A 20,990-nucleotide genomic window follows, 5' to 3' on the forward strand; every position below is an offset into this window, starting at 1 on the left:
GTGTGCATATTGCGAGAGAAACGGATCATAGCGGGAGCGTTGCATAGGCCACACGGTCAATATCCAGAATTTCAACATTGGACACCGCCCGATACGGCCGCTTCCGGTTTTCGTCCTCAAACCAGTCTTTCAGCTTTATTTCCACTTCCAGAGCAATATCGTCGTGATCACCGGCTGTCGCAAAAAAGAATTTTTCGCTCTGCCGGATATTCCTGCGTTGTGTCTGATACTGATAGCGGACACGGTACAGCGGTATCGTGATCCGCATATTCAATATTTGCTTGGGATGAAGCCTTTTCAAAAATGACCGGTACTCTTCCGTAGCGGGAAGTGTACCGCCGATGGCTACTTCCGAAAAAGTGCAGTAATCGGCTAATTCATGTATGTGCATTTCCTTCCTCCTGAAATAATGTCATTTGTTCGACACTTTGCTGTTCGGTTCTCTGGTGCTCCAAGCTGAAAATTTCTTCACCTGTAATCAGGCCCTTGTCAATCATTCTTCGCACCCGATAAAGGTCTGTCTCCAGCAGCCCGTCCATACCATGTTGCAGAATCAGCTTTTTGGCTTTGCGTATGCGGGCCTGCCGTGCTTTTTCCCTTCGCTCAGATTTCTGCTGTTTGGCCGCTGCGAGAGTATCCGCCTCATGTGTGACGGTATAGCCGGCCTGAGCATCAGCAATATCCTGCTCCAGATCACGGCTTGCCCGGCACTCTACCCGGACATTGACAGCCTCCACTTTAAAATACATTCCATGATATTCGGAAAAGTACAGTTCACGAGAATACTTTCCCTCCGCTTTCTCCTGCGGGGCATCGGGGCAAACCTTTAGGATTGCCCTGCAAATGTCCAGTGACACATTGCGCTCCAGCAGCTTTTTATCCTTGCGGATAGCCACCTCATACTCTTTGGCGAACAGCGTTAACTCCTCTGTTTTTCGGGTGGTTTTCAAATCATAAAATATATTTCCTTTCTTGGTGTCCAGTTCTTTGCCGAGGATAGTGCAATAATGGCAGTCGGTATGACTTCTGGCGCATTCCATAGGGTCATACCGCTGTACCCAGGTTTCGGTGTGTTCATCGAAATAACAGTGATGCCGGCAAATCCGTTTTTTATCCCTTGCAAAACTCTGAAACAACGCCTCTTTTCTTTGATTGTATTCGTCCGATACCTTTTCGATAGACCGTTCATAACAGTATGGCACATCCACCTCATGACAGGCACAGAACACCATTTTACTTGGGCCGCTGGCTGTCCGATCCCGAAGCAAGGGATGGTTCTGCTCGCAGCCCGCTTTACGGTAAGGGCAGCAGATTGTGGGATTATCGTTCTCCACTGTCCAGTTGACACCCATGTAGGCCATATGACCGCTGTTCCAGTGGGAGCCTTTCACTAACAGGCCGCACGGCGTAGAAAACACCATGCGGTTTTGATGCTCACGAGTGTACTCAAATCCGCCGTAAAACTTGCTGGTATAGTTCCAATCCCGCACATAATCTGGATGCTTTTCCTTTATCCAGCCTTCGGCAAACAGCCGTTGAGTCAGCAAATTCAGCTCTTTCATCTTAAAGCCCCCTGCATGGCCTTATACCAAAATAGGCTTCCATACGGTCACGGAATTCTTCTTTTTCCATATCGTACTCTTTACAAAGGCAGCTTTCACATATTTGATAATTCAAGTATCCAACTGATTTTGAACAACGGACGTCCCAACTGTTCAATTCCTGTCCGCAAAGGGGACAGGAAATCCCCAGCCAGCGCACCTTATCCATTTTCGTCCTCCTTTGCAAATACATACAGATATAGGTTGTAGTCTTTGCTCCGCGTGATACAGCACAGCCAATATACGCACAGCTCGCCATCAAAATAAAAGTTGTATTCGTCCTTACTCCCATGGACTGCCGCCTCCGGGTACTTTCTACAGAACTCTCTAAGAGCTGTAAGGTCTTGAAAGGCATCATCCGCTATCAGGCGATCATAAACCAAATCAGCTTCCCGGCGTACTTGCAGTGTGGCAAGCTCCTTGTTACACGGCCAGATGCTATTCCACCATCTGTAGCCGTCATAATCAGCACGGATATGGAAGATTTTTTTACAGGAAACTGTCCTCTTGCCATCTTCACCTTTTTGTCCATATTCCTGTAGCAGATACGGACGTTGGGTTTTCAGATCGGATAAAATCGAATCTCTTTTCATAACATCATTCCCTTTACTTGTCCACCCATAGAGGGCAGTTGATACGAACCACTTGACCGGGTTCAGGAGCAAACTTGCATTTATACTTGATACCGCAGTCATTGCAGTCGTGCAGCGCCGTGATATTCTCAAAAAAATCCTTATAATCACTGAGCAGAACACTGGATTCACTGCACTTCGGACAATTCTCCTGTTTCTCTGTACTTGTCAATACACAGCCTTCTATTGGGTCATAACAGCCACAATCCAGACACTCATCCTTCCGCCGCTTGTTTTCGATATATTCCTGCAAATCGTTTTCACAGGGCAGGTACAGCTTGCCGTTTTCTACACAGCGAAACAGGTCGCATTCCTTATCCGGTGCCGCTTCATAAAAGCTCTCGTATGAATAATTGTATTTGCTTTCATAAATATAGCCTGGCACACAAAATCCGAGATTGCGGTCAATGCACTGCTGGCGGGAAATCTTAAAAAAATCATTCTCTTTCGGTGTAAATTTTCTTTCCGGGATAAAATGAAACCCGCCATATTCGAATATCCGTTTTTTCATCATCAATCAACCTTTCTAGTAAAGAAGAGAGAACAAAGCTGAGACAATCAGCTTCGTTCTCTCTTAACCTGCCGCGCCAGTACATGGACTATTTATCGTCCAGATGCTGAGGCGGGCGTTCTTTGTAATCGGACACTTTGCAGTCCCCGATTTTTTCATCTTCCACCCAAAACCATATCTCCGATTCAAATAAGATGTTACAGGTTCAATCGTCGCCATCATTTTCCGGGCTGCCGGCTGTTTTAACCTGATAGTCAATATCCGGTGACATAGGCCAGCATGGTTCTCCATCAAAGTCGTTGTTCGTTGAAGAATATAAGCGGTCGTGAACTTCATACGGGTTTTCTCCCGGTTCCGTGCACTTCCACACATATCCGTCTTCGTCCTTGAAAACCATGCGGTCCCAGCTGTCAACGCCGAGAAATTGAAGCTTTTTTACTTTGCGGGGGAATGGCGTAAGCTCATAATTCATAACGTCCTCATTTTGGAGAGGTTGCTCATACTCAATATATCCCCATGCCTCCCGTCCGATTTCTTCACAATAGGTTTTGGCGTCATAATTATGGACTGTCGCCACTTTGTTGCCACCAGGCGTCGGGAAACTTCCCGGCACAATCGGGCGCTGTGTGCTGTAATACTTCATTTTGTATGTCCCTCCAATAGTTCTGGATTGTCGTGGATATTTCCGACAACTTCGGCTCCTCCATCAATAAGATCTTCAATCAACCTGCATACCGTACTAATGCTGCTTTGAGAAGCATATAAGCAACCACCTTTCCACTCGATCACATATAAGTGACGCTTTAATTTCAGGATATCCCCCTCAAAAACCTTTGTACCGTTTTTGTCGTCTACCCCTACATACTGTCCCACCGTGTCCGTGTAGACAAGTCTCTTCTCAATGGGATCATAGGTATAGATAACGGAAAAATCCCCCTTTCCTTGAAAAATACCGCCGTAAACCCAATTTGCGTCTACGGGTCTGCCGTCCATAAAAACCTGTTCACCCTTTTTTCGGGTTTGTCCTCGAAACAATAAGTCACGCATTGTAAATTCATCCTTTCTGTAAACATCATGCTATTTGCTGTTCACCCCAGCGAATTTTAAAGTTTCCTTTCTCATCTTGTTCACGGCACATGAGCAGGGAAAGCAGGTCATAATCCACACCAAACCGTTCATAGATCTCGTTCAAATCGGTATCCTGTCCTTTCATAAACAAGTTGATTTTCTCTTTTGCCAGCACCATTTGCATCAGGTTGGACTCGATACTTCCTCCGTAGGTGACGAAATAAATATCCTTCCACGCCGTAGAAGTGTACCGGACAAACCGCATATAGAACTGGCTCATCTTGGCATTGTTGTAGTGCAGCTCTGGAATAATGATACGGTTGACATACTCGAAATTGACGCTGGAAGGAAGACTTTGCTGCGTACACAGCAATATCCCGTTCCCGCTCTCTTTGAGCGTTTTCCTCAACCTTTGCCGTTGGGCAAAACTGGTTGTCGAGCCTGTCACCGCAAAAATGGTGCGCCGGGGGAACGCTTCCTCCAACGCCTTCTTGTATGAATCCAAAACAACTTTGTGCCGTACCCCAATGGCAACAGGCTCCGTTTCAAATTTCCCGGTCAGTTTTACAACACGGCCGATCTTGGTAGGCAGTCCGCCCTGGTATTCCGTAACCGTGTCCGGCGCCGCGCTGATCCGCAGAAGCAGCGTGATTTGCTGCATCAGCCGCATCAAAGCGTCCTTTCGGGAATTTCCCGTGCTGGCAAAGTAGTTTTTCTGCATTTTCCAGAACTCTTCCATTGCCATCTGGTACACTTCCCGCTCGTCCGGGGTAAAGAACACGGGTACCTGATGAATGCGGCGGATCTCCCTGCCGACAATCTCCGGAAAGGTGCGGGTGATAACCGTCTTGCCGAGAATTTCGCTGAGCGCGTCTGCATTATAAATGTCCTGCGTCCGCTGTCCCACGCCGAATACGGTAATTTTCTCCGGCAGGTGGGAAGCTGTAAACAGTCGGTAGCCCGCCTTATACGCAGGGATCGGCTGTCCGAAATAGGGATTACTCTCACGCGAAAGAAAGCCGTCCCTTGAATCGTAATGGTAAATCTCCGGGCTCCAAGACAGCATATTTGCCGAATTGTTATACATCAACTCCAGTTGCGGCGCAAATTCCGAAATGTTGTTCCTGGTGCTCGTGCCGGTTGTCAGAAGCTTCGTGCGGCAGCGCCGAAAGCAGTCCAGCACGGACTTGGCCCGGATGCTGGAAGGATTCGTCATCTCGTCGCTCTCGTCAAAGATAAGGCACAGCTTTTGACCGTGCACCCGCACCCACCGCTTAATCTGACGGCGGTATTTACCGAGCTTGTTCAGCGTAATAAGGACGAAGTCGCCACGGCGGATCTTCTTAAAATCCGCAAGCCGTTCTATGAAAACATAGGACAAACCGTAATTTGGCAAGACCACATTCCAGTTGTTGCGTATGGAAATGGCACTGGACACCACCCAGGTATGATGGATGTTTTCCTGTTCCATTCGGTATTTACCAAAGGCGATTCCAGCCAGCGTCTTACCGCTGCCTTGCTCCCATTGAAGCAGACCATACCGCTTTTGCAGCATGATATTTAAGTCATGACGCTGGATCTTGTTCAGCCGGATTTCTTCTTCGTTTTCTGCATCCCACAGATGGAAAGCCGACAACCATGCGCCAATCTTCAAATCCTCTTGTATAAACTCAAACGGTCTGTTCTGCCGGATATATTCCTGCTGTTTTCTTCGGATCAGACATTCATAGCCCGGAAATTCGCCTGCTTCGTCAGAAGAAGCGATCTCATAGATGGGGACAGGTGTTTTTTTGTCCTCCGGTATCTGCCGGCGTGATTTGCCGCTGTAACCTTTATAAACGAAATCATAGTTCCGTTTTACCAAGGCGATTTTATCCTGCGGCGGCGGTGCATTCTGTTTTTGGAGCGTTTTTTTCAGGTAGGCGAGTACCTTTGCTTCTGTCAGCCGTTTTTTCGCCCATTCCTCGTACTTCATATCCTTCGGCTGCGTCTCCGTGCAAAACCGATAGAAATATTCGTAGCACTTGGAATAGTTTTCTCTCAGCTTCGGATGACATTTGATCTGATACAGCATCTTCTGTACCTGATACAAAAATCCTGCTGACAGTTCTTTTTCCTTTGCCAATTCCCGCACAGCCGAATACCGGTTCTTTTCCAACTGCGTTCGGGCTTCTTGCAGCAGATGTGCAGAAATCCATGCCGCTTCTTTTTCACAGTCAAAGCCGACAGTTAAAAACCGGTCTACCTTGACATGATACGGCCGGGCATCGACACCGGCACTGCGCTTCTGCCAAAATTGCAGTTTGATGGGATAGTGCCGTACTCCCAAAGAAGAAAAAGCGTTTGAAGGCAGGGCCACATGCCCCAGAAAGCTGAAACGTTTTTCCATCTCCCGAATCGATCCTCCGTCTGAAAAATCATCCGACAAAAAGGAAGCCGGAACAATAATCGCCAGTATCCCAAACGGTTTCAGTAGTTCCGCCGCTTTCCAGCAGTAATACAACTGTGAAAGCTCCTCTGTACTGTCGGCTACCCACCACCGCAGATTATACGGGGGATTTCCGACGATATAATCGAAACGGGTAGAAGGTTGGTAGGAGCGGATATCGCTGTTTACTAGATTCGCACGGGAATAGAGATACTTCGCCACTTTATATGCCTTAATGTCCAGCTCACAGCCGTACAGATTGTTTTCTACCGGCATGAAATTGAAAAAGGCCCCCGCGCCGCAGGTCAAATCAGCCACAGCCGCATCCGCTGGCGGGGACAATGCTTCCGCAACCAGGCGGCAAATCAGCGGAGGTGTGAAAAACTGTCCGTTCTCGATTTCCTTCTTGGCCTCACTGTACGAAGCATAATTTTCGTAATCTTGCCGGCGCAGTCCATGCAGGCCGCCATCACCTGTATAAAGGTTATAGATATCATCACCGCTGATCCCATATTCCGAGGTCTTACCGTTGTCAATGAGATATAGCAGCTTCTCGTTTGTGTCCTGCCGTTTGTCCTGTGGTACAGTGGTATCATAAACCACATATTTCATTTTTTCGCCTCCGTTTCATCAGCAGACAAGTCCCAGGAATTCAGAAACGAATTTGCTAGCATAACCCTTATTCTTGAACTTCACGTCTACACGCCCATTCTTGAACATCCGTAAAGATTGAAACTTGGCGCAACTTGCAAATTCAAAAATGGGATCTTCCCTCCGATTCCAACCAAGCAGGTTCTCAATGGATGCAGGATAATATCCCAGGATTTCCGATTCAAAATAGGCCATTCCCCGCAGAATTTCTTCCATACTGTCAGTCAGTTCCCATTTTCCAAACAAATCGCTGAATTGGCAGCCATAGGTAAAACGGATAGTATCATTCTTCAATTCATACTCTGCTTTCCCGCTATAAGTACTCCACGCTGCCTTATGGCACCTTTCCTTGATTTCATCTACGGCCCGCTCCAAAAATGTGCGGCCCCCCAGCTGAATGAAAATCTGATCCAACACGTCCTTGTAATCCACCTTCATAGAACGCAGCTTTTGATGATATTCTTCTATCGCTTCTGTATTCGGAGAGAGATAATCACTTTTAGGCTTATGTGGCAGCAACAGGTCTATTATGCTGTCTACATCGAGACACACATGATATCTGTTATTAAAGTAACGTACCAGATTGGAAATAAATATATCGTGCAAAAGCTCCATCTGCTCATGAATCTTCTCTGTGGAAAAATGGGGGACGTATGCATATTTCTGAACATTGTTCCAGATTGCCGCAGCAGATTTTAAGGTTTCTGCCTGCCGGCTGACAATATCCGTCCATATATATTCCAACTCAGTAAGGGCAGTTTTGGCCGCCGTATATGCTTCCTGATGCGCCTTGCAAAACAGGAGGTCTTTTTCCGAAATCCGGTTATCTTCGGTAATTTGCACTGCGTCCAGCTTATCTAAAGCGTTCATAAATCAGAATCCTTTCTTTAATAATGGTATTGGTAGATACCGCCGATGTAATAAGGCGTACCCGGCTGTGCCTTCCTCAGAAATTCGCTCATTGTGACAGGAATTCCCGAGTCCCAGCAAACATAGTCTTCATACGCATCGCTCATTTGTTGGGAGACTTGAAAAAGCATTTCAAATATCCAGTCGAAGTCATTGATAAACCGTTCATAGGAAATAGAAGCAAGCTGTCCAGCAATTTCCTTAAAGCGCAAGTATCGAGATTCAAAATATTCGCTTTCCGGAAAATGATCTTGGCTTAAAAGGATACAGTTTTCCCGGAGTTCTCCCAAATGGTTTTGTGACAGCCATTTCCCGAGCTGTTCAATATGCAATTTCGGATTGTCGGACACTTCAATATGGCTTGAGATACTTGCAAGCGGCATATTGCAAACCTTAAAATCTATAAAACAATCTTCCTTGAGTATAGGAGTCTCCCTAACCAGATAGATATTGCTATACATTTCTTTTCCTGCTTTCTGTAAGAAAATGAAAGGACAGCACAGCCGATTTGGCTATACTGTCCCTACTAACCTTCATTGTCCTGGATTTACGCACACATACGCAGTTCCATTGGGGCTGCTGCTACGCTGGGTACTGGCGCCGTTGACACCAGATAAACCGTATTCATGGTTTCAAACCTGACAGATATATCGGTAACTTCCAAAATCTCAACGACACGCGAAGTACGAATGACATCACCGCCGCGCTGGATAACAGCGCACTGTCCTTCTTTTAAAGGAAAAAGAAGACGTCCGCTCAAGGAAATACGCTTTTTCATTCTTATTGACCTCCTTGTTTTTTATCCCAGTAAAACCTGGACAACCGTATCGTATGTTTCAGCCAACAGTTGCTTAATCTCATGGAAAGTAATGCGTTCCGCCTTCGCGATATCGTGCATACCGGCACCATCCAATTTCATGCGGATAATCCGCATTTCTCTGGATGGAAGCCTTTTTGCCAACGCATGGAGGATCAGCTCCGTTTCCATCTGTACCATCAGCTCATCACACCCTCCAGACATTTTTTCCAATGGAATATAAATATGTCTGATACACATATCTTCAATATGAATTGTATCCTCCTGGGACAAAATATCCTTGGACATGTACTTATAATAATCTTTCAGGGCGCATAGCATCTTTTTCCATGCCACAGTAGCAAATTTATACTTTTGCAGTTTTTGGTTCTTGTAATACTCCTGTACCGCGCACAAATATCCAAATACCACAATATCGTAATACTGGCCCACCGGTAAGCTGTTCTCCTTTAGGAACGCATACACTAGGTCATGGTTTTCCTCAGCAAATTTACGCTCTTCGTCCGTCAATGTTTTCATCGCCATTTTTATCCCTCCAAAAATAGAAAGGGATACTGCCAGCTTCAATCGGCAGTATCCTCTCCTTGCGCTTTCCGCACGGCAGGGCCGCGCGCATAATTTTCTTTATGCCGGCAAAGCTTCCCGATCCCCGTCAATTGTTTCTGGGCCAGAAATCGCAAAATGCTCCCCGTTCTCCACTGTTGAATAACGGGAATCCTGTTCATACACACTTTCCGACTCTATCCGTGTTTCTGAATCTGCGGCGCGCTGCTGAAGCAGCATTTTAATCTGCTCCCGGAAATTATCTGCATATTGCTTTACCTGTGCCAGTTCTTCCCCCGAGAAGTCATACAGCTTCCGGAATGTCGCTACGCTGTAAGTATTCGAGCCGTTATCTACACGCTTCAACCCAATCTCCACAACGCTGCTCCAAGCAGGGCGGCGACGGGAAACAAAAGATACGTTCATAAAATCGCTGAACGGGCGGATACTTGTAGGCGGAAGGGAAAGCAGGATAGGCATATATTCTCCACTGCGAAGGATATACAGATGCCGCATATTCTTGCAGGCTTTGCCTTTTCCGTCTGTACCGAATTTATTCAGTTCGCACAGAGCGCAAGCACCTCCTGGTGTGCCAATCCCCAGTTTTCCGTCCACGGAAGAGCACAAAGGCGCTACGTTATCGTCATATTCCGAACCCTCCGGCCAGTAAGCACCGGCCTGGTGGTTGTAAACGATAACGCCTTTCAGTGTCTTCTCATAATCCGGGTTCTCGGGATCGTCTCCAGGTATCTCAAACTGGAGTGTGCCACCAGCAGGAATTTTCACACGCTGAAAACTCATCTGCAAACCGTCAAAATCTTCTGACAACTCTTCATTGGAAAAATCGCTCTCGATCATAGCAGGAAAAGTGAAGTTTTTGGCCTCAGCCAGAGCATTTTCGTTGTTGTAAGTCATAATCAAATCCTCCTAATTATTGTTTTAATGCGGCCATCACGCCGCCATTTGGTTGATGCTGTTCCATCTTTTCGCTGGCATTGACAGAATGTTATAGCCGATGCTTTCCAAATCAGTCGCGCGGTCGTAGCTTTCCACATCTTGGCTGTACCGTGTAACCGCGTTGGCAAGCCCATAAAGCGTCAGGTCCTTGCCCTCGATCAGATGCTGCAATACACCGGGATGTTCCTCGTCTGTAATACCGAAATCACGGCTTGCCAGACGGACTACCTCCGGCACATTTGCCGTATTCATTTTAGCGTTCGCCGCTTCCTGCATCATGCCGACAACCCGGCTGAAATTCGCTTCATCTACCGCCGCTCGGACAGTATCCTGAACTTTCAGTAAAAAAGCATGGTCGTCAGCTGCCAACGTCTCGGCGGAATAAAGCTGGAAGTTTTCCTCCGCTGAATTGATACGGCCTATATGATTTCGTCTGGTAACGGCGTCGTTCACCACCATACCATTGCTGCATACAAGACGGTAGATCAACGGCTGTATATTGACTGATCCAAGCCCCACTTCGCTGTTGCTGATAATAAGGCCGGCCTGCACGATATCTCCTGGTACAACCTCCTGTTGCAGCCGAGGATTTACCACCTTGATATACATACGGTCTTCCGTAATCTGGCAGCTTTCAAAGCGGGCATCTTTGATTTCGCTGATAATGGGTAAAACTGCCTCCGCTATCTGCAAGTGATCCATACGCAGGTAGCGGTTGCTCAGAAAAGCTCTCGCCCTACCGTCTAAAACACGCAGCATCCGTTGTGAATCCGAACGCTCAAACCAGCTATTGACGTTGGTGCTGAGCAAATCCGGGTTTTCCTCCCGCATTTTCGTATAGTATTTTGCAGGAATGGAAAGATGTGTCCCGATCTGCCGATGCGCATTTGGTCCAATATCCAAAGGTTCGATACGGTCTCCGGCGTTTTCATCCAAGATACGCAAAACAACATCAGAGCCGGAGGGTTCCATTTGCAAGCGGTGGGTGTTGACAATATAATCCACCTTAGAATCCTTTTAACGAAGAATTTCCGCCGCCAGCTCTTGGATTGTCAATCCGGATTTCATTATCCATCACTCCTTTTTTCTGATTTTCCTTTTCACCAGGACAGCTCCATACCTCCCTCGGTAATATCGGCCGCCAGCCCTTCTCGCTCAAAAACCTTTACAAGCCTCGGCCAGTAGGTCCTCTCAGGCACAGTTTCAAACGCGGGACGGGTAATTTCGGAATCCGCCTGTGTAATGGCGATTTCTCCGTTGTCCCGGATTGTCAGACTGTGATGGCCGCGTGAATGCAGATCAGCAATTAACCCTTCCAGTACGTTTCGTCCCTGTTTCTCATACCAAATCTGCGGGTCTACCGGAGATTGTTGCTGGGGGATGGTTTTCTTTTCCCCCGAAACCTGCTGTACTTCTGCCATCGGCACGATTTTCAGCAATGAACAGCTAATATCGGCCTTCTGGTCAAAACTAATATCGGCATAGTTAAAATCCGGTACACCGTACAGTTGAATCCTGCCCGTCCCGCCCTTAGCGATGATTTTCTCAGGAAATTCTTCCAACCACTGCCAGGTTGCTTCCGGATAGGCTGACTGTAAATAGGCAGAAATACGGAAGTTTACATGACGAAGTAGAACAAGGCCCACCGGATCGGAAAGGTCCGGAATAGACAGTGCTTTCTTAGGAAGTTGCTGTTTTCTCTTTTTACGCAGCTTCCGCGCATCGTAGCGGTATTTCTGTGCTTTGAGATAGGGAAGCAGAAATTTTATTGCCGCCCATACCGCCCACATTGCAAAAATACTGCTCAGAAGCCAGATTTGTATGTCCCCCCGGATAAAGGCCATGACCGCCAATACCGCAACGATCAGAACCGATACGCTTGACCAGAGACTTGTTTTCTTATTCATTTGTTTCATCCTCTCTAAAAATCTTTCCGTAAAATAAAAAAAGAGGGACTATATGCGTCCCATTCTGAAACACATACAGTCCCTCTCGGCGCCGAAATTCATTCCGGCAATGGTTCTCTTTCCCCGTCGATCACTGATGAAATAATTTCCGGTGATTCGGCGTTTTTGCTTTCCAAGGCTTTATTATCCGCCTTGTTTGTACCGGTCGGTACAAAACCCCAGTTATCCAGCAGCACTTTCAGCCGTTTATCCACAGTAATACCGTCCCGTCTGGTAAATACCTCCAGCTCCAGGAAACCGGATGCCCAGATAACGCTGCCTTTCTTTACATGGGCCCGGACGATCCTTTCGGCATCGCCGCCCATCGCGCAAATTTGAAGGTATTGCGTCCTGCTGTGCTCCTTATTGCCGATATTCTCAGCAATGTCAAAGCGCGCATACGGATGCCTGTTGATGCTGGTCTTCAATTCTAAATCAGCGGTTACCCGACCGATTACATAGGCCTGTGCCATTTTGCTCCTTTCTGCCTTTCGGCTAAAATATCTATATATAAAAAAGCGCCGGCACACAGTTTTCGCCCCTATAAGGCAAAACCGTACTGTCGGCACTTTGAATACAAACTTAACAAACGTGTGCAATGTGGAAACATTTCCCACGATACAAGCAAATATGCCTGTAAATCCTGACGGATTACGCACAAAAAATCAATTACAATGGTATTATAACACTGTATATTGTGTTTGTCAAGTGTATTTACTCTATATATAGATATTTCGCTGTGATTCTGTTCGTAGAAAAATTTGTTGATGGCCCCTCATATCAGCCATGCGGGAATATACCAGTTTTTCTTGTCAATCGGGATTATGTCGGAGGAAAGGCATATCACCGCTCCTGTACCGATTGTGGTTTTCAAATGGGCTGCGCCCGAAAAACTATCTTCATCAGACGGTTCCTCCTCAATCGGGGACAGCACCGAAAAGTTTTTGACTGCATCCTTCGGGGCACTCCCTTTCTTTATCTCTATCGGATATACCGTCCCATCCTGATAGATAATCAGGTCAATCTCTTTCTTGTTGTTGTCCCGGTAGAAATAAAGCGGTGGCCGCTTGCCTGCATTCAGATAGCTCTTATAGATCTCCGACACCACCCAGGTTTCAAAGAACTGGCCGCTCATAGAACTGTTTTCCAGCACCGCCGCGCTGCCCCAGCCCATCAGGTGGGCACACAGGCCCGTGTCGAGGAAGTACATCCGTGGCGCCTTAATAACCCGTTTAAGAGCATTGTTAGAGTAGGCGGGAATCAGGGCGACAATTCCGGAAGAAACCAAAATAGAAAGCCAGCTTTTTGCGGTCGGCGCCGATACGCCCACCTCCTGCGCCAAAGCCTCGTAGTTGACATTGGTGGCTGTCCTTGCCGCCACTACCTTAATAAAGTTCAAGAAAGCCATTTCATTGGCAACCTGTCCCAGATCGCGGATATCCCTGCTTAAATAGGTCTCCAAATACGACTCGAAAAAGGTTTCCAGATTCACTCCTTCGATTTCATACAAGTGAGGCATGGAGCCTTTATAGATACGTTCAAACACTTCTGCCACCGTCATGGGCTGCGTTGTTTGCAATCGTTCCAAAAGGCTTTCCACATGGACCTCAAACGGGGGAAGGTGCTGCCCCCGGATCTCGCTGTTAGACAATCCCAGCATCGGAACAATTCCTACCCGGCCGGCTAAACTTTCGGTTACATTTTTCATCATCCGGAACATCTGCGAGCCGGTCAGCCAGAAATCTCCCGGGCGTTTATGCTCATCCACCAGTATTTTGATATACGGGAAAAGCTCGGGCGCATATTGCGCTTCATCAATCAGTACCGGCGGCGAATACCGCTGTAAAAACAATTCTGGATCAGCAATCGCCATAGATCGAATCGTCGGATTGTCCAAAGATACCTTTTTGCGTCCCGGTTCCATCATGCTTTCCAGCAGCGTCGATTTTCCGACCTGCCGGGGGCCGGTTACCAGCAACACCGGAAAAGTCGCATTGATATTTTCGATGGTGGAGCGCACGGTTCTCTCAAAAAACATCAGCACACCTCTCTTCTGAATATAGTATATACTTGCACATCAGATTTTATACAAATCTAAAATGACACTTTAGATTATACTATATCCAACCCGCTTAGTCAAGCGTAAGTGGGTGTGTTTTGAGGTGGCCTTTTGCTCTACGTCTAATCAGAAATTCGCTGTCTCCATACTCGTTCATGATTTTCAGCATTTCATCGTAATCCGACGGATCAAAATTCAATAGCTTCTTTTGGCTTTTCATACTTGTCCTCTCTTCCTGCCACATGAGCAAGCTTCATAATCGTATTTCCGTTATAATGGGCGTCGGCCAGATGTAGGAGCATACCGTAATCCAGATTTCTTGCCTGAACATACCGACCAAGCAGCAAATAGGGATCTTCTGCGTCCACTGGCACGTCGTCATACATATTGAGCAAATCCAAAAACTGAAGATAAAAACGGTTTTCCCGGTTCACGGGAGTCCGTGGGGCGCGAACGGTGATACCAAGCGTATCATCCCGTTTGGCTCTGTGCTGTGCGTTGTTGGAAACAAAAGTCCTTTCAGCAGGTATAAGTGTAGTAAGGCCCAGCCTGTGCATCACCGCAGCGCCTGTCTCATACCCGTTCCCATCCTTTAGATATTTCAGCTCAATCAACTTTTCCCTGTCAATGCCAGTTTCTCCAAAAACGGTACCCTTTGTCACATAGTAAATGCCTCTAGTAAAAGGACGAAGGTTAGGACACATATCTGCATCAATCAGCCGTTTTATTGCGACAGCCGCCGCGCAGGCTTTTTTTCCTCCATTTCATAAACTATTATCTCATCCTTTATAGAAGAGCTTAACACCCTAAATACGGTTTTGCGGGCAAAAAGAACCTCTCCTTCTTCTTCATTATACTTTCGTAAATCTCGTCCTGTAAAAGACTTGATTTTCAATATTATACTTGGATTTTCAGAATACCCGGCGTTTACAGAAGTAGAAGTATAAGCGTCATATATAACATCGTTTCCAAGCATATGCTTGCTTACAAAATCCAACGCTTCTTCATCGTTGCTAAAATTCAGCGTTCTCAGAACTCCCCCTTGATATACCGGCAGCTTTTTCAATGCAGAATCCATTAGCTGTATGGTTCTTTCTTCGTATGGTTCAAGAGGCATTTTCTCACGAAGTTTGGCATTTAGGATGTAACTACCACCACTTATGTATTCCATAACTGCAGCTTCTTCTTTTTCATTCAGTATAGCAAAATTTGATGAATTATCAAGCTGTTTTTTATATTCTTCCTTCAGCTCCTGATACCGCTGGGAATTCGCCTGTTTACCTCTCCTGAAATCTGAAAACCTGGCATAGGCCTCGTCCGGGAGGGCGCGCCTGTACGTTTCCCATTCCCGGCGGTCGGCGTTCCTTGCCCGGTTGACGGCCTGCTCTTTGGCGTACGCCTTGCGCTCCGCGTCGCTGCGGGTGTCCTGGAAAGGCTGCATGCTATGCCGGGATAATTTCTCCAGTTCCGCTTTTGTATAGGCCCGTGGCGGCTTAATAATAAAGCAGCCGCTCAGCACCATCTGCCGCACAAGCTCCGGCGTGGCCCGGCGAAGCTTCTTCAGTTCCGCGGAAACCTGCTTTAATATCTGCCTTTCATAAGCCGCCGCCTCCCGGGCAACGCTTTTTCGCGGGGATCAATGGGCATAAAAATACCGCCTTGCCTTACGGCTTAGCGGCTTTTTTGAGGTGTTCTTCATATGCTTGTTTTAACGTTTCAAGTAATCTCTCGCGATCCATATGCCCGTCAAAGACCATTTCATCAATCGTATATGGTTTCACAGGGGGCTTCTTATCCTTTTTGGTATCTATATCCATATTGTCCCACTTCCTGTAAAAAATCAGTCACCCGATCCACTGTTCCTCCTTCTCCGCAAAAGCCACGCTGCGCCTGCACTGTTCGCTTGTGAACGCGCTCACAATGCCTCGGCTTGCTATCAACCTTTTGTGAGCTGGTGCACAGTCACTTGCCGACATCTTTTTTATCCCCGGCAGACAAAGTATCATACAAGTGGGCAGCGCACACAAAGCTTCATTCGCTAATTTTTTCAGCGGAGAAGCAGAAAGGAAGGAACAAATTTCTTCTTGCCCCCTTACTCCGCAGATGCTATAATATAACCCTAAGGTGGTGGTAATGTGTTAGATAAAAATGACTTGGAAGCAATTGCCCAACTGATGGACAGCAAGTTAACCCCTATCAATGGCCGGCTGGACCGTATGGAAGGCCGGCTGGAGCGTATGGAAACCCGGCTGGACCGTATGGAAACCCGGCTGGACCGTATGGAAACCCGGCTGGATCAGGTGCAGGAGGACATTGAAAGCCTCAAGGAGGATTCTGCAATCAACAGAAATGGGGTCAATACACTGCTGGAATGGGCGGAAAAAGCACAGGTGCAGGTGCAGATTCCACTTTTCAAAAAAGCTGAATAGCCTTTATACATAAACGCCCGGTTTTTCGGGCGCTTTTTTGCGGCATTAAGCTGCCTGCGGCTGCCGTGGCGCTGCCAATATTGAACGGCCCCAGATTACACGGGCTGCACATAAAACGCCCTAATAGGAAAAGTAAAGATTTAAAACGGAGTGGCGCAGCTAACGCTGCGCCACTCCGTTTTAATCGAATACGCTGGTAGTTATAGCAATAGATGTCATCGGCAAGCAAATCGTTTGCTTTATCCGGACCCGGGCCGCCCTGCTCACCCTTCGCTGTTGTAGTCAACAAAATACGCGCTCAGCGGCTGCAGGGCCTTGCTGTCGCAGCGATAGCCGATGCCGTTGACGGCCAAGTAAGGGAACGCCGTGGAAATTTCAAAAATTTCGCCGTCTTTCTGCGTCAGGCGGTACATCGGCCGTACCGTTGCCTGGCTTTGATAACCGGCGGTTTCCGGCTGGCTGCTATCAATAGCATTGAACACCTGCAGAAACCACGCCGTATCATCGTCTGAAAGTGTGTGGACAATCGTCTCGCCGTTCATCCCGTACAGTTCAACCTTTTCCACCTCGCCGTCCTGAAACACGGGGATTCTCCTGCGGCGGTGGTAATCTGCATAATAGGCCTCCAGTGCCTGCAAAGAGGCCTCATCGCAGCCATAGCCTTTTCCATTGACAATCAAAAACGGCGCGCCCGGGCAAATCTCAACGATCTCGCCGCTCTTCTGCGTCAGGCGGTACATTTTTGTGCCCCCTCCCACATAGTTCTGATAGTCCTGGGTGCCCGGCCCGGTGATCGCCGCCGCGTTCAGCGCCTGTACAAACGATGCTGCCTCTTCCTCTGACAAGGAGCATTCGATGTCCTGCTGGTTGAGCGCATACAGCTCAATCTTCTCTACCTCGCCTGCCTGCAGCTCGGGTACCGGCCTTTGATGGGCAATAGCAATTGCCGCGGCAGCGGCCGCCACCAGCACCACGGCGGCCGCCAGTCCTACCACCGTTCGTTTCCTCATGTGCATAGCTCTTCCTCCTTTCAACTTTTAACCGCCTTATTTATTTTGCAGGCCATCCGGCTACCGGCAAAAGGGCGCACAAACTGCCGGATAAAAGCAGCTTATGCGCCCGGAGAATTCAAATTCATTAAGCTCCACGCTCAAAATACGAACCCATCCATGGCGATGAACCGCATCGGCCGCTAAGCTATAATTACTATTTGTATTATTATTGACTAAGATTATATTCTGTATTTAATCCTGATTTTCAAGCTCCGGCGAATGGTACTTTTTTTCCCATTCGATAATTTTTGCGATCACCGGCAGCAACTCCTGTGCCGCCGGGGTCGTCTGGTACTCCACCCGCGGCGGGATCTCCTGAAACTGCTTGCGGCGGACCATACCGCTCTCCGTCAGCTCACGCAGGCTTTGGCTGAGCATCATGTCTGTAATTCCGGGAATCGCTGCCTTAATAGAGCGGTAACGCAGGCTGCCCGTCTCCCGCAGCGCCCATAATATGCGGATCTTCCACTTCCCGCCCGCAACGGAGAGAAAATACTCCAAGGGCTCGTCCAGGCTTTTCCCAGAGAGCTCCCCCGTGGCCTCTGTGCCCTGCGGCGCTTTATACTCCAAAGAATTCAGCAACCGCTTTTCCCTTTTTTTCTTCTTGTCTTTTTCTTTCTTCATTCCGTACACTCCCTTGTACTGCTATATAAAAAGAATGGCCAATTCTTCTTCGTATCTAATAAAATAATATAAAATTATACGCTAAAAAGCAAGTGAGAAACGCAATATTTATAAAACCTTAATGCCGGCCTTTACGCCGGATCCACGCGGCAAAAAGAAAACCGTGCCCGAAAGACGGGGCACGGTTTGAACCGGGATTTCATTTGATTGGGGCGCCGGCCCCCGCCCGGGAGCGGTCCCGCTCGGCCTTGGAAAATATACAGCCGCAATAATCCTGCCGGTAAAGCCCGTATGCCTGTGAAAGCTGGATGGAACGCTTGTAGCCCTCACGCTTTTTGAAATCGGAAGGAAGGTAGGCCACGCCGTATTGCCGGCCCAGTTCAAGGCCAATCCGGTTCAGCAGGGCCGCATCCTTCAGCGGGCTGATAGTCAGGGTCGTACAGAAATAGTCGTAGCCGCCTAACGCCGCCAGCATGGCGGCTTCCTCAAGCCTCAGGCGAAAGCAGGCCTCGCAGCGCCGCCCGCCCTCGGGCTCCTGCTCCAGCCCGCGCACTGCCGCCAGGAAGCGCTCCGGCTCATAGGCGCCCAGCTCCAGGCGCGCCCGGTTCTCCACCGGCAGGCAGCTAATCAGCCGCCCGATCTCCTCGGCACGCTTCTCATACTCCGCCCTCGGCCCGATATTGGGATTATAGAAAAAGACCGTGATCTGAAAATAGGCGGAGAGATACTCCAGCACATAGCTGCTGCATGGCGCACAGCATGCATGCAGCAGCAGGCGCGGCACACGGCCCTCCCGGCTGAAGCCGGACAGAATATGGTCCAGCTCCCGCTGATAATTGATTTTTCCTTGCTGCCCGTCCATCCTCTTTCCCCCTCAAGCCCCGGCTGCGTTCCTTACTCCTTTGGCAGGATTGCGATCCCCAGCTCCTCCAGCTGCTTTCCGCCGACCTCTGCCGGGGCGTCGGACATCAGATCCGCCGAGGAAGCCACCTTGGGGAAGGCAATGACATTACGGATATTGTCGGTACCCGTCATCAGCATCACCAGGCGGTCCAGGCCAACCGCCATGCCGCCGTGGGGCGGCGCGCCGTAGCGGAAGGCGTCGATAAAGAAGCCAAAGCGCCGCTGTGCCTCCTCCGGAGTAAAGCTGAGCGCCTCAAACATCTTTTCCTGTAGCTCCGCGTCGTTGATGCGGATGGAACCGCCGCCCAGCTCATAGCCGTTCAGCACCACGTCGTAGGCGCGTGCGCAGACGGAACCGGGGTCGCTCAGCAGGCGGCCGACATCCTCCTCACGCGGAGCCGTAAAGGGATGATGCATAGCTACCCAGCGGTTTTCCTCCTCGCTGAACTCGAACAACGGGAAGTCCGTAATCCACAGGAAGCAATATTTGCTCCTGTCAATTAGATTGTAGCGAGCCGCCAGCTCACAGCGCAGCGCGCCCAGAGAGGCAAACACCACGCTGTTCTTTTCGCTGGCCACCAAAAACAGCAGGTCGCCGGGCTCCGCGCCCATCGCCGTACGAACGGCTGCGCGTTCCTCCTCACTGAGGAACTTTTCGTAGGAGGAGCTTTCCCCCGTGGAGGCCAGCCGTGTCCACGCCAAACCCTTAGCGCCGTAATCCTTGACCCATTCCGCCAGCTTGTCAATCTCCTTACGGGTCATCCGGTCCGCGCCGCCCTTAAAGTTGATGCCGCGTACGCTGCCCTTTTCCAGCGCAGAGGCAAACACACGGAACGCGGTGCCCCGAAGCGCCCCGCTCAGATCCGTAAGCTCCATGCCGAAGCGCAGGTCCGGCTTATCCGAGCCGAAGCGCTCCATCCCCTCGTGCCAGGTCATGCGCTGGAAGGGCGTTTCGACCTCGACCCCGAGCACCTCCTTGAACACATGCTTAAGAAAGCCCTCGCCAATCTCCATCACATCGTCTTCATCGACAAAGCTCATCTCCAGGTCAATCTGGGTAAACTCCGGCTGACGGTCCGCACGCAGGTCCTCGTCGCGGAAGCAGCGCGCAAACTGGACATAGCGGTCAAAGCCGGACAGCATCAGCAGCTGCTTAAATTGCTGCGGGGACTGGGGCAGGGCAAAGAATTTCCCCGGAAATACGCGGCTTGGCACCAGGTAATCCCGGGCGCCCTCCGGCGTGGATTTAATGAGGTTCGGCGTCTCAATTTCCAAAAAACCGTGGTGGTCAAAATAATCCCGCGCCGATTTGACAATCCTGTGGCGGGCTATCATCCGCTGCTGCATATCCGGGCGGCGCAGGTCAAGGTAACGGTATTTCAGCCGTGTGTCCTCCTTGACGTTGGAGTTCTCCACGATTTCAAACGGCGGCGTTTCCGCCTTGGCAAGCACGCGAAGCTCCTTGACCTCAATTTCAACATCGCCAGTGGGCAGCTCCGGATTTTTCGAGGTGCGTTCACGCACCACCCCCCGGGCCGCCAGTACAAACTCCGCGCGCGCTGTAAAGGCTTTTTCAAAAATGTCCCGCGGCGCTGCTTCGTCAAAGGCGAGCTGTACAACCCCGGTACGGTCGCGCAGGTCAATAAAAATCAGCTGGCCCAAGTCGCGCTGGCGCTGAACCCAGCCGCAGGCCACCACTTCGCTGCCCACGTCCTTCATCCCAAATTCGCCGCAGTAATGCGTGCGCTTCAGGCCGTTCATTGTCTCTGCCATATTGTCTGCCTCCAATTTTATTCCACCCTGTGAACCCGAAGGGCTTCACAGATTTTTATTTGTATTATGGGATTTATTTTCTTATTT

At 49.0% G+C, this 20,990-nt stretch carries 25 protein-coding genes; 1 reads left to right on the forward strand and 24 read right to left on the reverse strand.

Going from position 1 to position 20,990, the window contains the following annotated elements; translation table 11 throughout:
- Nucleotides 1-25 precede the first annotated feature (25 nt).
- The 20 genes from DPQ25_RS07685 to DPQ25_RS14660 form a co-directional block, all read right to left on the reverse strand.
- Nucleotides 26-391, reverse strand: coding sequence for a hypothetical protein (locus DPQ25_RS07685; RefSeq protein WP_112332593.1), 366 nt, complete (start codon nt 389-391; stop codon nt 26-28).
- On the reverse strand, nt 378-1,562 hold the full coding sequence (locus tag DPQ25_RS07690; RefSeq protein ID WP_112332594.1) for a hypothetical protein: 1,185 nt from the start codon (nt 1,560-1,562) through the stop codon (nt 378-380). The genes DPQ25_RS07685 and DPQ25_RS07690 overlap by 14 nt, the downstream gene beginning before the upstream one ends.
- Nucleotide 1,563: 1 nt before the next feature.
- A complete protein-coding gene (locus DPQ25_RS07695; protein ID WP_112332595.1) occupies nt 1,564-1,770 on the reverse strand; it encodes a hypothetical protein in 207 nt (68 codons plus the stop codon).
- Nucleotides 1,763-2,194 (reverse strand): hypothetical protein, encoded by a 432-nt coding sequence (locus tag DPQ25_RS07700; protein WP_112332596.1) that lies wholly within the window; start codon nt 2,192-2,194, stop codon nt 1,763-1,765. The genes DPQ25_RS07695 and DPQ25_RS07700 overlap by 8 nt, the downstream gene beginning before the upstream one ends.
- A 13-nt stretch (nt 2,195-2,207) precedes the next feature.
- Nucleotides 2,208-2,744, reverse strand: a complete 537-nt coding sequence (locus DPQ25_RS14915; RefSeq protein WP_207657301.1) for a hypothetical protein — start codon at nt 2,742-2,744, stop codon at nt 2,208-2,210.
- Nucleotides 2,745-2,949: 205 nt separating this feature from the next.
- Entirely contained in the window at nt 2,950-3,387 is a 438-nt protein-coding gene (locus DPQ25_RS14655; RefSeq protein ID WP_177576934.1) for a defense against restriction DarA-related protein, read from the reverse strand.
- Entirely contained in the window at nt 3,384-3,791 is a 408-nt protein-coding gene (locus tag DPQ25_RS07715) for a YopX family protein (protein ID WP_112332597.1), read from the reverse strand. Before DPQ25_RS07715 ends, DPQ25_RS14655 begins: the two co-directional genes overlap by 4 nt.
- A 25-nt stretch (nt 3,792-3,816) precedes the next feature.
- The gene (locus DPQ25_RS07720) at nt 3,817-6,852 is read right to left on the reverse strand and encodes an N-6 DNA methylase (protein WP_112332598.1); all 3,036 of its coding nucleotides are present in this window, start codon (nt 6,850-6,852) and stop codon (nt 3,817-3,819) included.
- A gap of 18 nt (nt 6,853-6,870) precedes the next feature.
- Nucleotides 6,871-7,761 (reverse strand): hypothetical protein, encoded by an 891-nt coding sequence (locus tag DPQ25_RS07725; protein ID WP_112332599.1) that lies wholly within the window; start codon nt 7,759-7,761, stop codon nt 6,871-6,873.
- A 17-nt stretch (nt 7,762-7,778) separates the two neighbouring features.
- Nucleotides 7,779-8,261 carry a hypothetical protein gene (locus tag DPQ25_RS07730; protein WP_146740536.1) on the reverse strand — a complete coding sequence of 161 codons (483 nt, stop codon included), beginning with the start codon at nt 8,259-8,261 and terminating at the stop codon, nt 7,779-7,781.
- An 86-nt stretch (nt 8,262-8,347) separates the two neighbouring features.
- Entirely contained in the window at nt 8,348-8,578 is a 231-nt protein-coding gene (locus tag DPQ25_RS07735; protein ID WP_112332601.1) for a hypothetical protein, read from the reverse strand.
- Nucleotides 8,579-8,599: 21 nt separating this feature from the next.
- A complete protein-coding gene (locus DPQ25_RS07740) occupies nt 8,600-9,142 on the reverse strand; it encodes a hypothetical protein (protein WP_112332602.1) in 543 nt (180 codons plus the stop codon).
- A 99-nt stretch (nt 9,143-9,241) separates the two neighbouring features.
- A complete protein-coding gene (locus DPQ25_RS07745) occupies nt 9,242-10,075 on the reverse strand; it encodes a hypothetical protein (protein WP_112332603.1) in 834 nt (277 codons plus the stop codon).
- A gap of 36 nt (nt 10,076-10,111) precedes the next feature.
- Nucleotides 10,112-11,122 carry a DUF932 domain-containing protein gene (locus tag DPQ25_RS07750; protein WP_242978262.1) on the reverse strand — a complete coding sequence of 337 codons (1,011 nt, stop codon included), beginning with the start codon at nt 11,120-11,122 and terminating at the stop codon, nt 10,112-10,114.
- Between the two features lie 95 nt (nt 11,123-11,217).
- Entirely contained in the window at nt 11,218-12,024 is an 807-nt protein-coding gene (locus DPQ25_RS07755) for a hypothetical protein (protein WP_112332604.1), read from the reverse strand.
- Nucleotides 12,025-12,122: 98 nt separating this feature from the next.
- Nucleotides 12,123-12,536, reverse strand: coding sequence for a single-stranded DNA-binding protein (locus DPQ25_RS07760; RefSeq protein ID WP_112332605.1), 414 nt, complete (start codon nt 12,534-12,536; stop codon nt 12,123-12,125).
- Between the two features lie 302 nt (nt 12,537-12,838).
- A complete protein-coding gene (locus DPQ25_RS07765; RefSeq protein ID WP_112332606.1) occupies nt 12,839-14,101 on the reverse strand; it encodes an ATP-binding protein in 1,263 nt (420 codons plus the stop codon).
- Between the two features lie 209 nt (nt 14,102-14,310).
- The gene (locus DPQ25_RS07770; protein WP_112332607.1) at nt 14,311-14,784 is read right to left on the reverse strand and encodes a hypothetical protein; all 474 of its coding nucleotides are present in this window, start codon (nt 14,782-14,784) and stop codon (nt 14,311-14,313) included.
- A gap of 62 nt (nt 14,785-14,846) precedes the next feature.
- Nucleotides 14,847-15,644, reverse strand: a complete 798-nt coding sequence (locus tag DPQ25_RS07775) for an ADP-ribosyltransferase (RefSeq protein WP_112332608.1) — start codon at nt 15,642-15,644, stop codon at nt 14,847-14,849.
- A 142-nt stretch (nt 15,645-15,786) separates the two neighbouring features.
- Complete coding sequence (locus DPQ25_RS14660; protein ID WP_177576936.1) at nt 15,787-15,939, reverse strand: hypothetical protein; 153 nt, start codon at nt 15,937-15,939, stop codon at nt 15,787-15,789.
- A 318-nt stretch (nt 15,940-16,257) separates the two neighbouring features.
- Here DPQ25_RS14660 and DPQ25_RS14665 point away from each other — a divergent pair, with 318 nt between their 5' ends.
- Nucleotides 16,258-16,551, forward strand: coding sequence for a hypothetical protein (locus DPQ25_RS14665; RefSeq protein WP_177576941.1), 294 nt, complete (start codon nt 16,258-16,260; stop codon nt 16,549-16,551).
- A gap of 263 nt (nt 16,552-16,814) precedes the next feature.
- Here DPQ25_RS14665 and DPQ25_RS07785 read toward each other — a convergent pair whose 3' ends face one another.
- The 4 genes from DPQ25_RS07785 to aspS form a co-directional block, all read right to left on the reverse strand.
- The gene (locus tag DPQ25_RS07785; protein ID WP_112332609.1) at nt 16,815-17,567 is read right to left on the reverse strand and encodes a hypothetical protein; all 753 of its coding nucleotides are present in this window, start codon (nt 17,565-17,567) and stop codon (nt 16,815-16,817) included.
- A gap of 228 nt (nt 17,568-17,795) precedes the next feature.
- The gene (locus DPQ25_RS07790) at nt 17,796-18,227 is read right to left on the reverse strand and encodes a winged helix-turn-helix transcriptional regulator (RefSeq protein WP_112332610.1); all 432 of its coding nucleotides are present in this window, start codon (nt 18,225-18,227) and stop codon (nt 17,796-17,798) included.
- A gap of 199 nt (nt 18,228-18,426) precedes the next feature.
- A complete protein-coding gene (locus DPQ25_RS07795; protein ID WP_112332611.1) occupies nt 18,427-19,089 on the reverse strand; it encodes an epoxyqueuosine reductase QueH in 663 nt (220 codons plus the stop codon).
- Between the two features lie 32 nt (nt 19,090-19,121).
- Nucleotides 19,122-20,903: an aspartate--tRNA ligase gene (gene aspS / locus DPQ25_RS07800; protein WP_112332612.1), complete on the reverse strand. Its 1,782-nt coding sequence runs from the start codon at nt 20,901-20,903 to the stop codon at nt 19,122-19,124.
- Nucleotides 20,904-20,990 lie beyond the last annotated feature (87 nt).

It is taken from the genome of Hydrogeniiclostridium mannosilyticum, from assembly GCF_003268275.1.
Lineage (GTDB): Bacteria > Bacillota > Clostridia > Oscillospirales > Acutalibacteraceae > Hydrogeniiclostridium > Hydrogeniiclostridium mannosilyticum.

Excerpts from the sequence above, each read along its gene's own strand:
- DPQ25_RS07685 (WP_112332593.1), bottom strand. The coding sequence starts at position 391 with ATGCACATACATGAATTAGCCGATTACTGCACTTTTTCGGAAGTAGCC.
- DPQ25_RS07690 (WP_112332594.1), bottom strand. The coding sequence starts at position 1,562 with ATGAAAGAGCTGAATTTGCTGACTCAACGGCTGTTTGCCGAAGGCTGG.
- DPQ25_RS07695 (WP_112332595.1), bottom strand. The coding sequence starts at position 1,770 with ATGGATAAGGTGCGCTGGCTGGGGATTTCCTGTCCCCTTTGCGGACAG.
- DPQ25_RS07700 (WP_112332596.1), bottom strand. The coding sequence starts at position 2,194 with ATGAAAAGAGATTCGATTTTATCCGATCTGAAAACCCAACGTCCGTAT.
- DPQ25_RS14915 (WP_207657301.1), bottom strand. The coding sequence starts at position 2,744 with ATGAAAAAACGGATATTCGAATATGGCGGGTTTCATTTTATCCCGGAA.
- DPQ25_RS14655 (WP_177576934.1), bottom strand. The coding sequence starts at position 3,387 with ATGAAGTATTACAGCACACAGCGCCCGATTGTGCCGGGAAGTTTCCCG.
- DPQ25_RS07715 (WP_112332597.1), bottom strand. The coding sequence starts at position 3,791 with ATGCGTGACTTATTGTTTCGAGGACAAACCCGAAAAAAGGGTGAACAG.
- DPQ25_RS07720 (WP_112332598.1), bottom strand. The coding sequence starts at position 6,852 with ATGAAATATGTGGTTTATGATACCACTGTACCACAGGACAAACGGCAG.
- DPQ25_RS07725 (WP_112332599.1), bottom strand. The coding sequence starts at position 7,761 with ATGAACGCTTTAGATAAGCTGGACGCAGTGCAAATTACCGAAGATAAC.
- DPQ25_RS07730 (WP_146740536.1), bottom strand. The coding sequence starts at position 8,261 with ATGTATAGCAATATCTATCTGGTTAGGGAGACTCCTATACTCAAGGAA.
- DPQ25_RS07735 (WP_112332601.1), bottom strand. The coding sequence starts at position 8,578 with ATGAAAAAGCGTATTTCCTTGAGCGGACGTCTTCTTTTTCCTTTAAAA.
- DPQ25_RS07740 (WP_112332602.1), bottom strand. The coding sequence starts at position 9,142 with ATGGCGATGAAAACATTGACGGACGAAGAGCGTAAATTTGCTGAGGAA.
- DPQ25_RS07745 (WP_112332603.1), bottom strand. The coding sequence starts at position 10,075 with ATGACTTACAACAACGAAAATGCTCTGGCTGAGGCCAAAAACTTCACT.
- DPQ25_RS07755 (WP_112332604.1), bottom strand. The coding sequence starts at position 12,024 with ATGAATAAGAAAACAAGTCTCTGGTCAAGCGTATCGGTTCTGATCGTT.
- DPQ25_RS07760 (WP_112332605.1), bottom strand. The coding sequence starts at position 12,536 with ATGGCACAGGCCTATGTAATCGGTCGGGTAACCGCTGATTTAGAATTG.
- DPQ25_RS07765 (WP_112332606.1), bottom strand. The coding sequence starts at position 14,101 with ATGTTTTTTGAGAGAACCGTGCGCTCCACCATCGAAAATATCAATGCG.
- DPQ25_RS07775 (WP_112332608.1), bottom strand. The coding sequence starts at position 15,644 with ATGGTGCTGAGCGGCTGCTTTATTATTAAGCCGCCACGGGCCTATACA.
- DPQ25_RS14660 (WP_177576936.1), bottom strand. The coding sequence starts at position 15,939 with ATGGATATAGATACCAAAAAGGATAAGAAGCCCCCTGTGAAACCATAT.
- DPQ25_RS07785 (WP_112332609.1), bottom strand. The coding sequence starts at position 17,567 with ATGCACATGAGGAAACGAACGGTGGTAGGACTGGCGGCCGCCGTGGTG.
- DPQ25_RS07790 (WP_112332610.1), bottom strand. The coding sequence starts at position 18,227 with ATGAAGAAAGAAAAAGACAAGAAGAAAAAAAGGGAAAAGCGGTTGCTG.
- DPQ25_RS07795 (WP_112332611.1), bottom strand. The coding sequence starts at position 19,089 with ATGGACGGGCAGCAAGGAAAAATCAATTATCAGCGGGAGCTGGACCAT.
- aspS (WP_112332612.1), bottom strand. The coding sequence starts at position 20,903 with ATGGCAGAGACAATGAACGGCCTGAAGCGCACGCATTACTGCGGCGAA.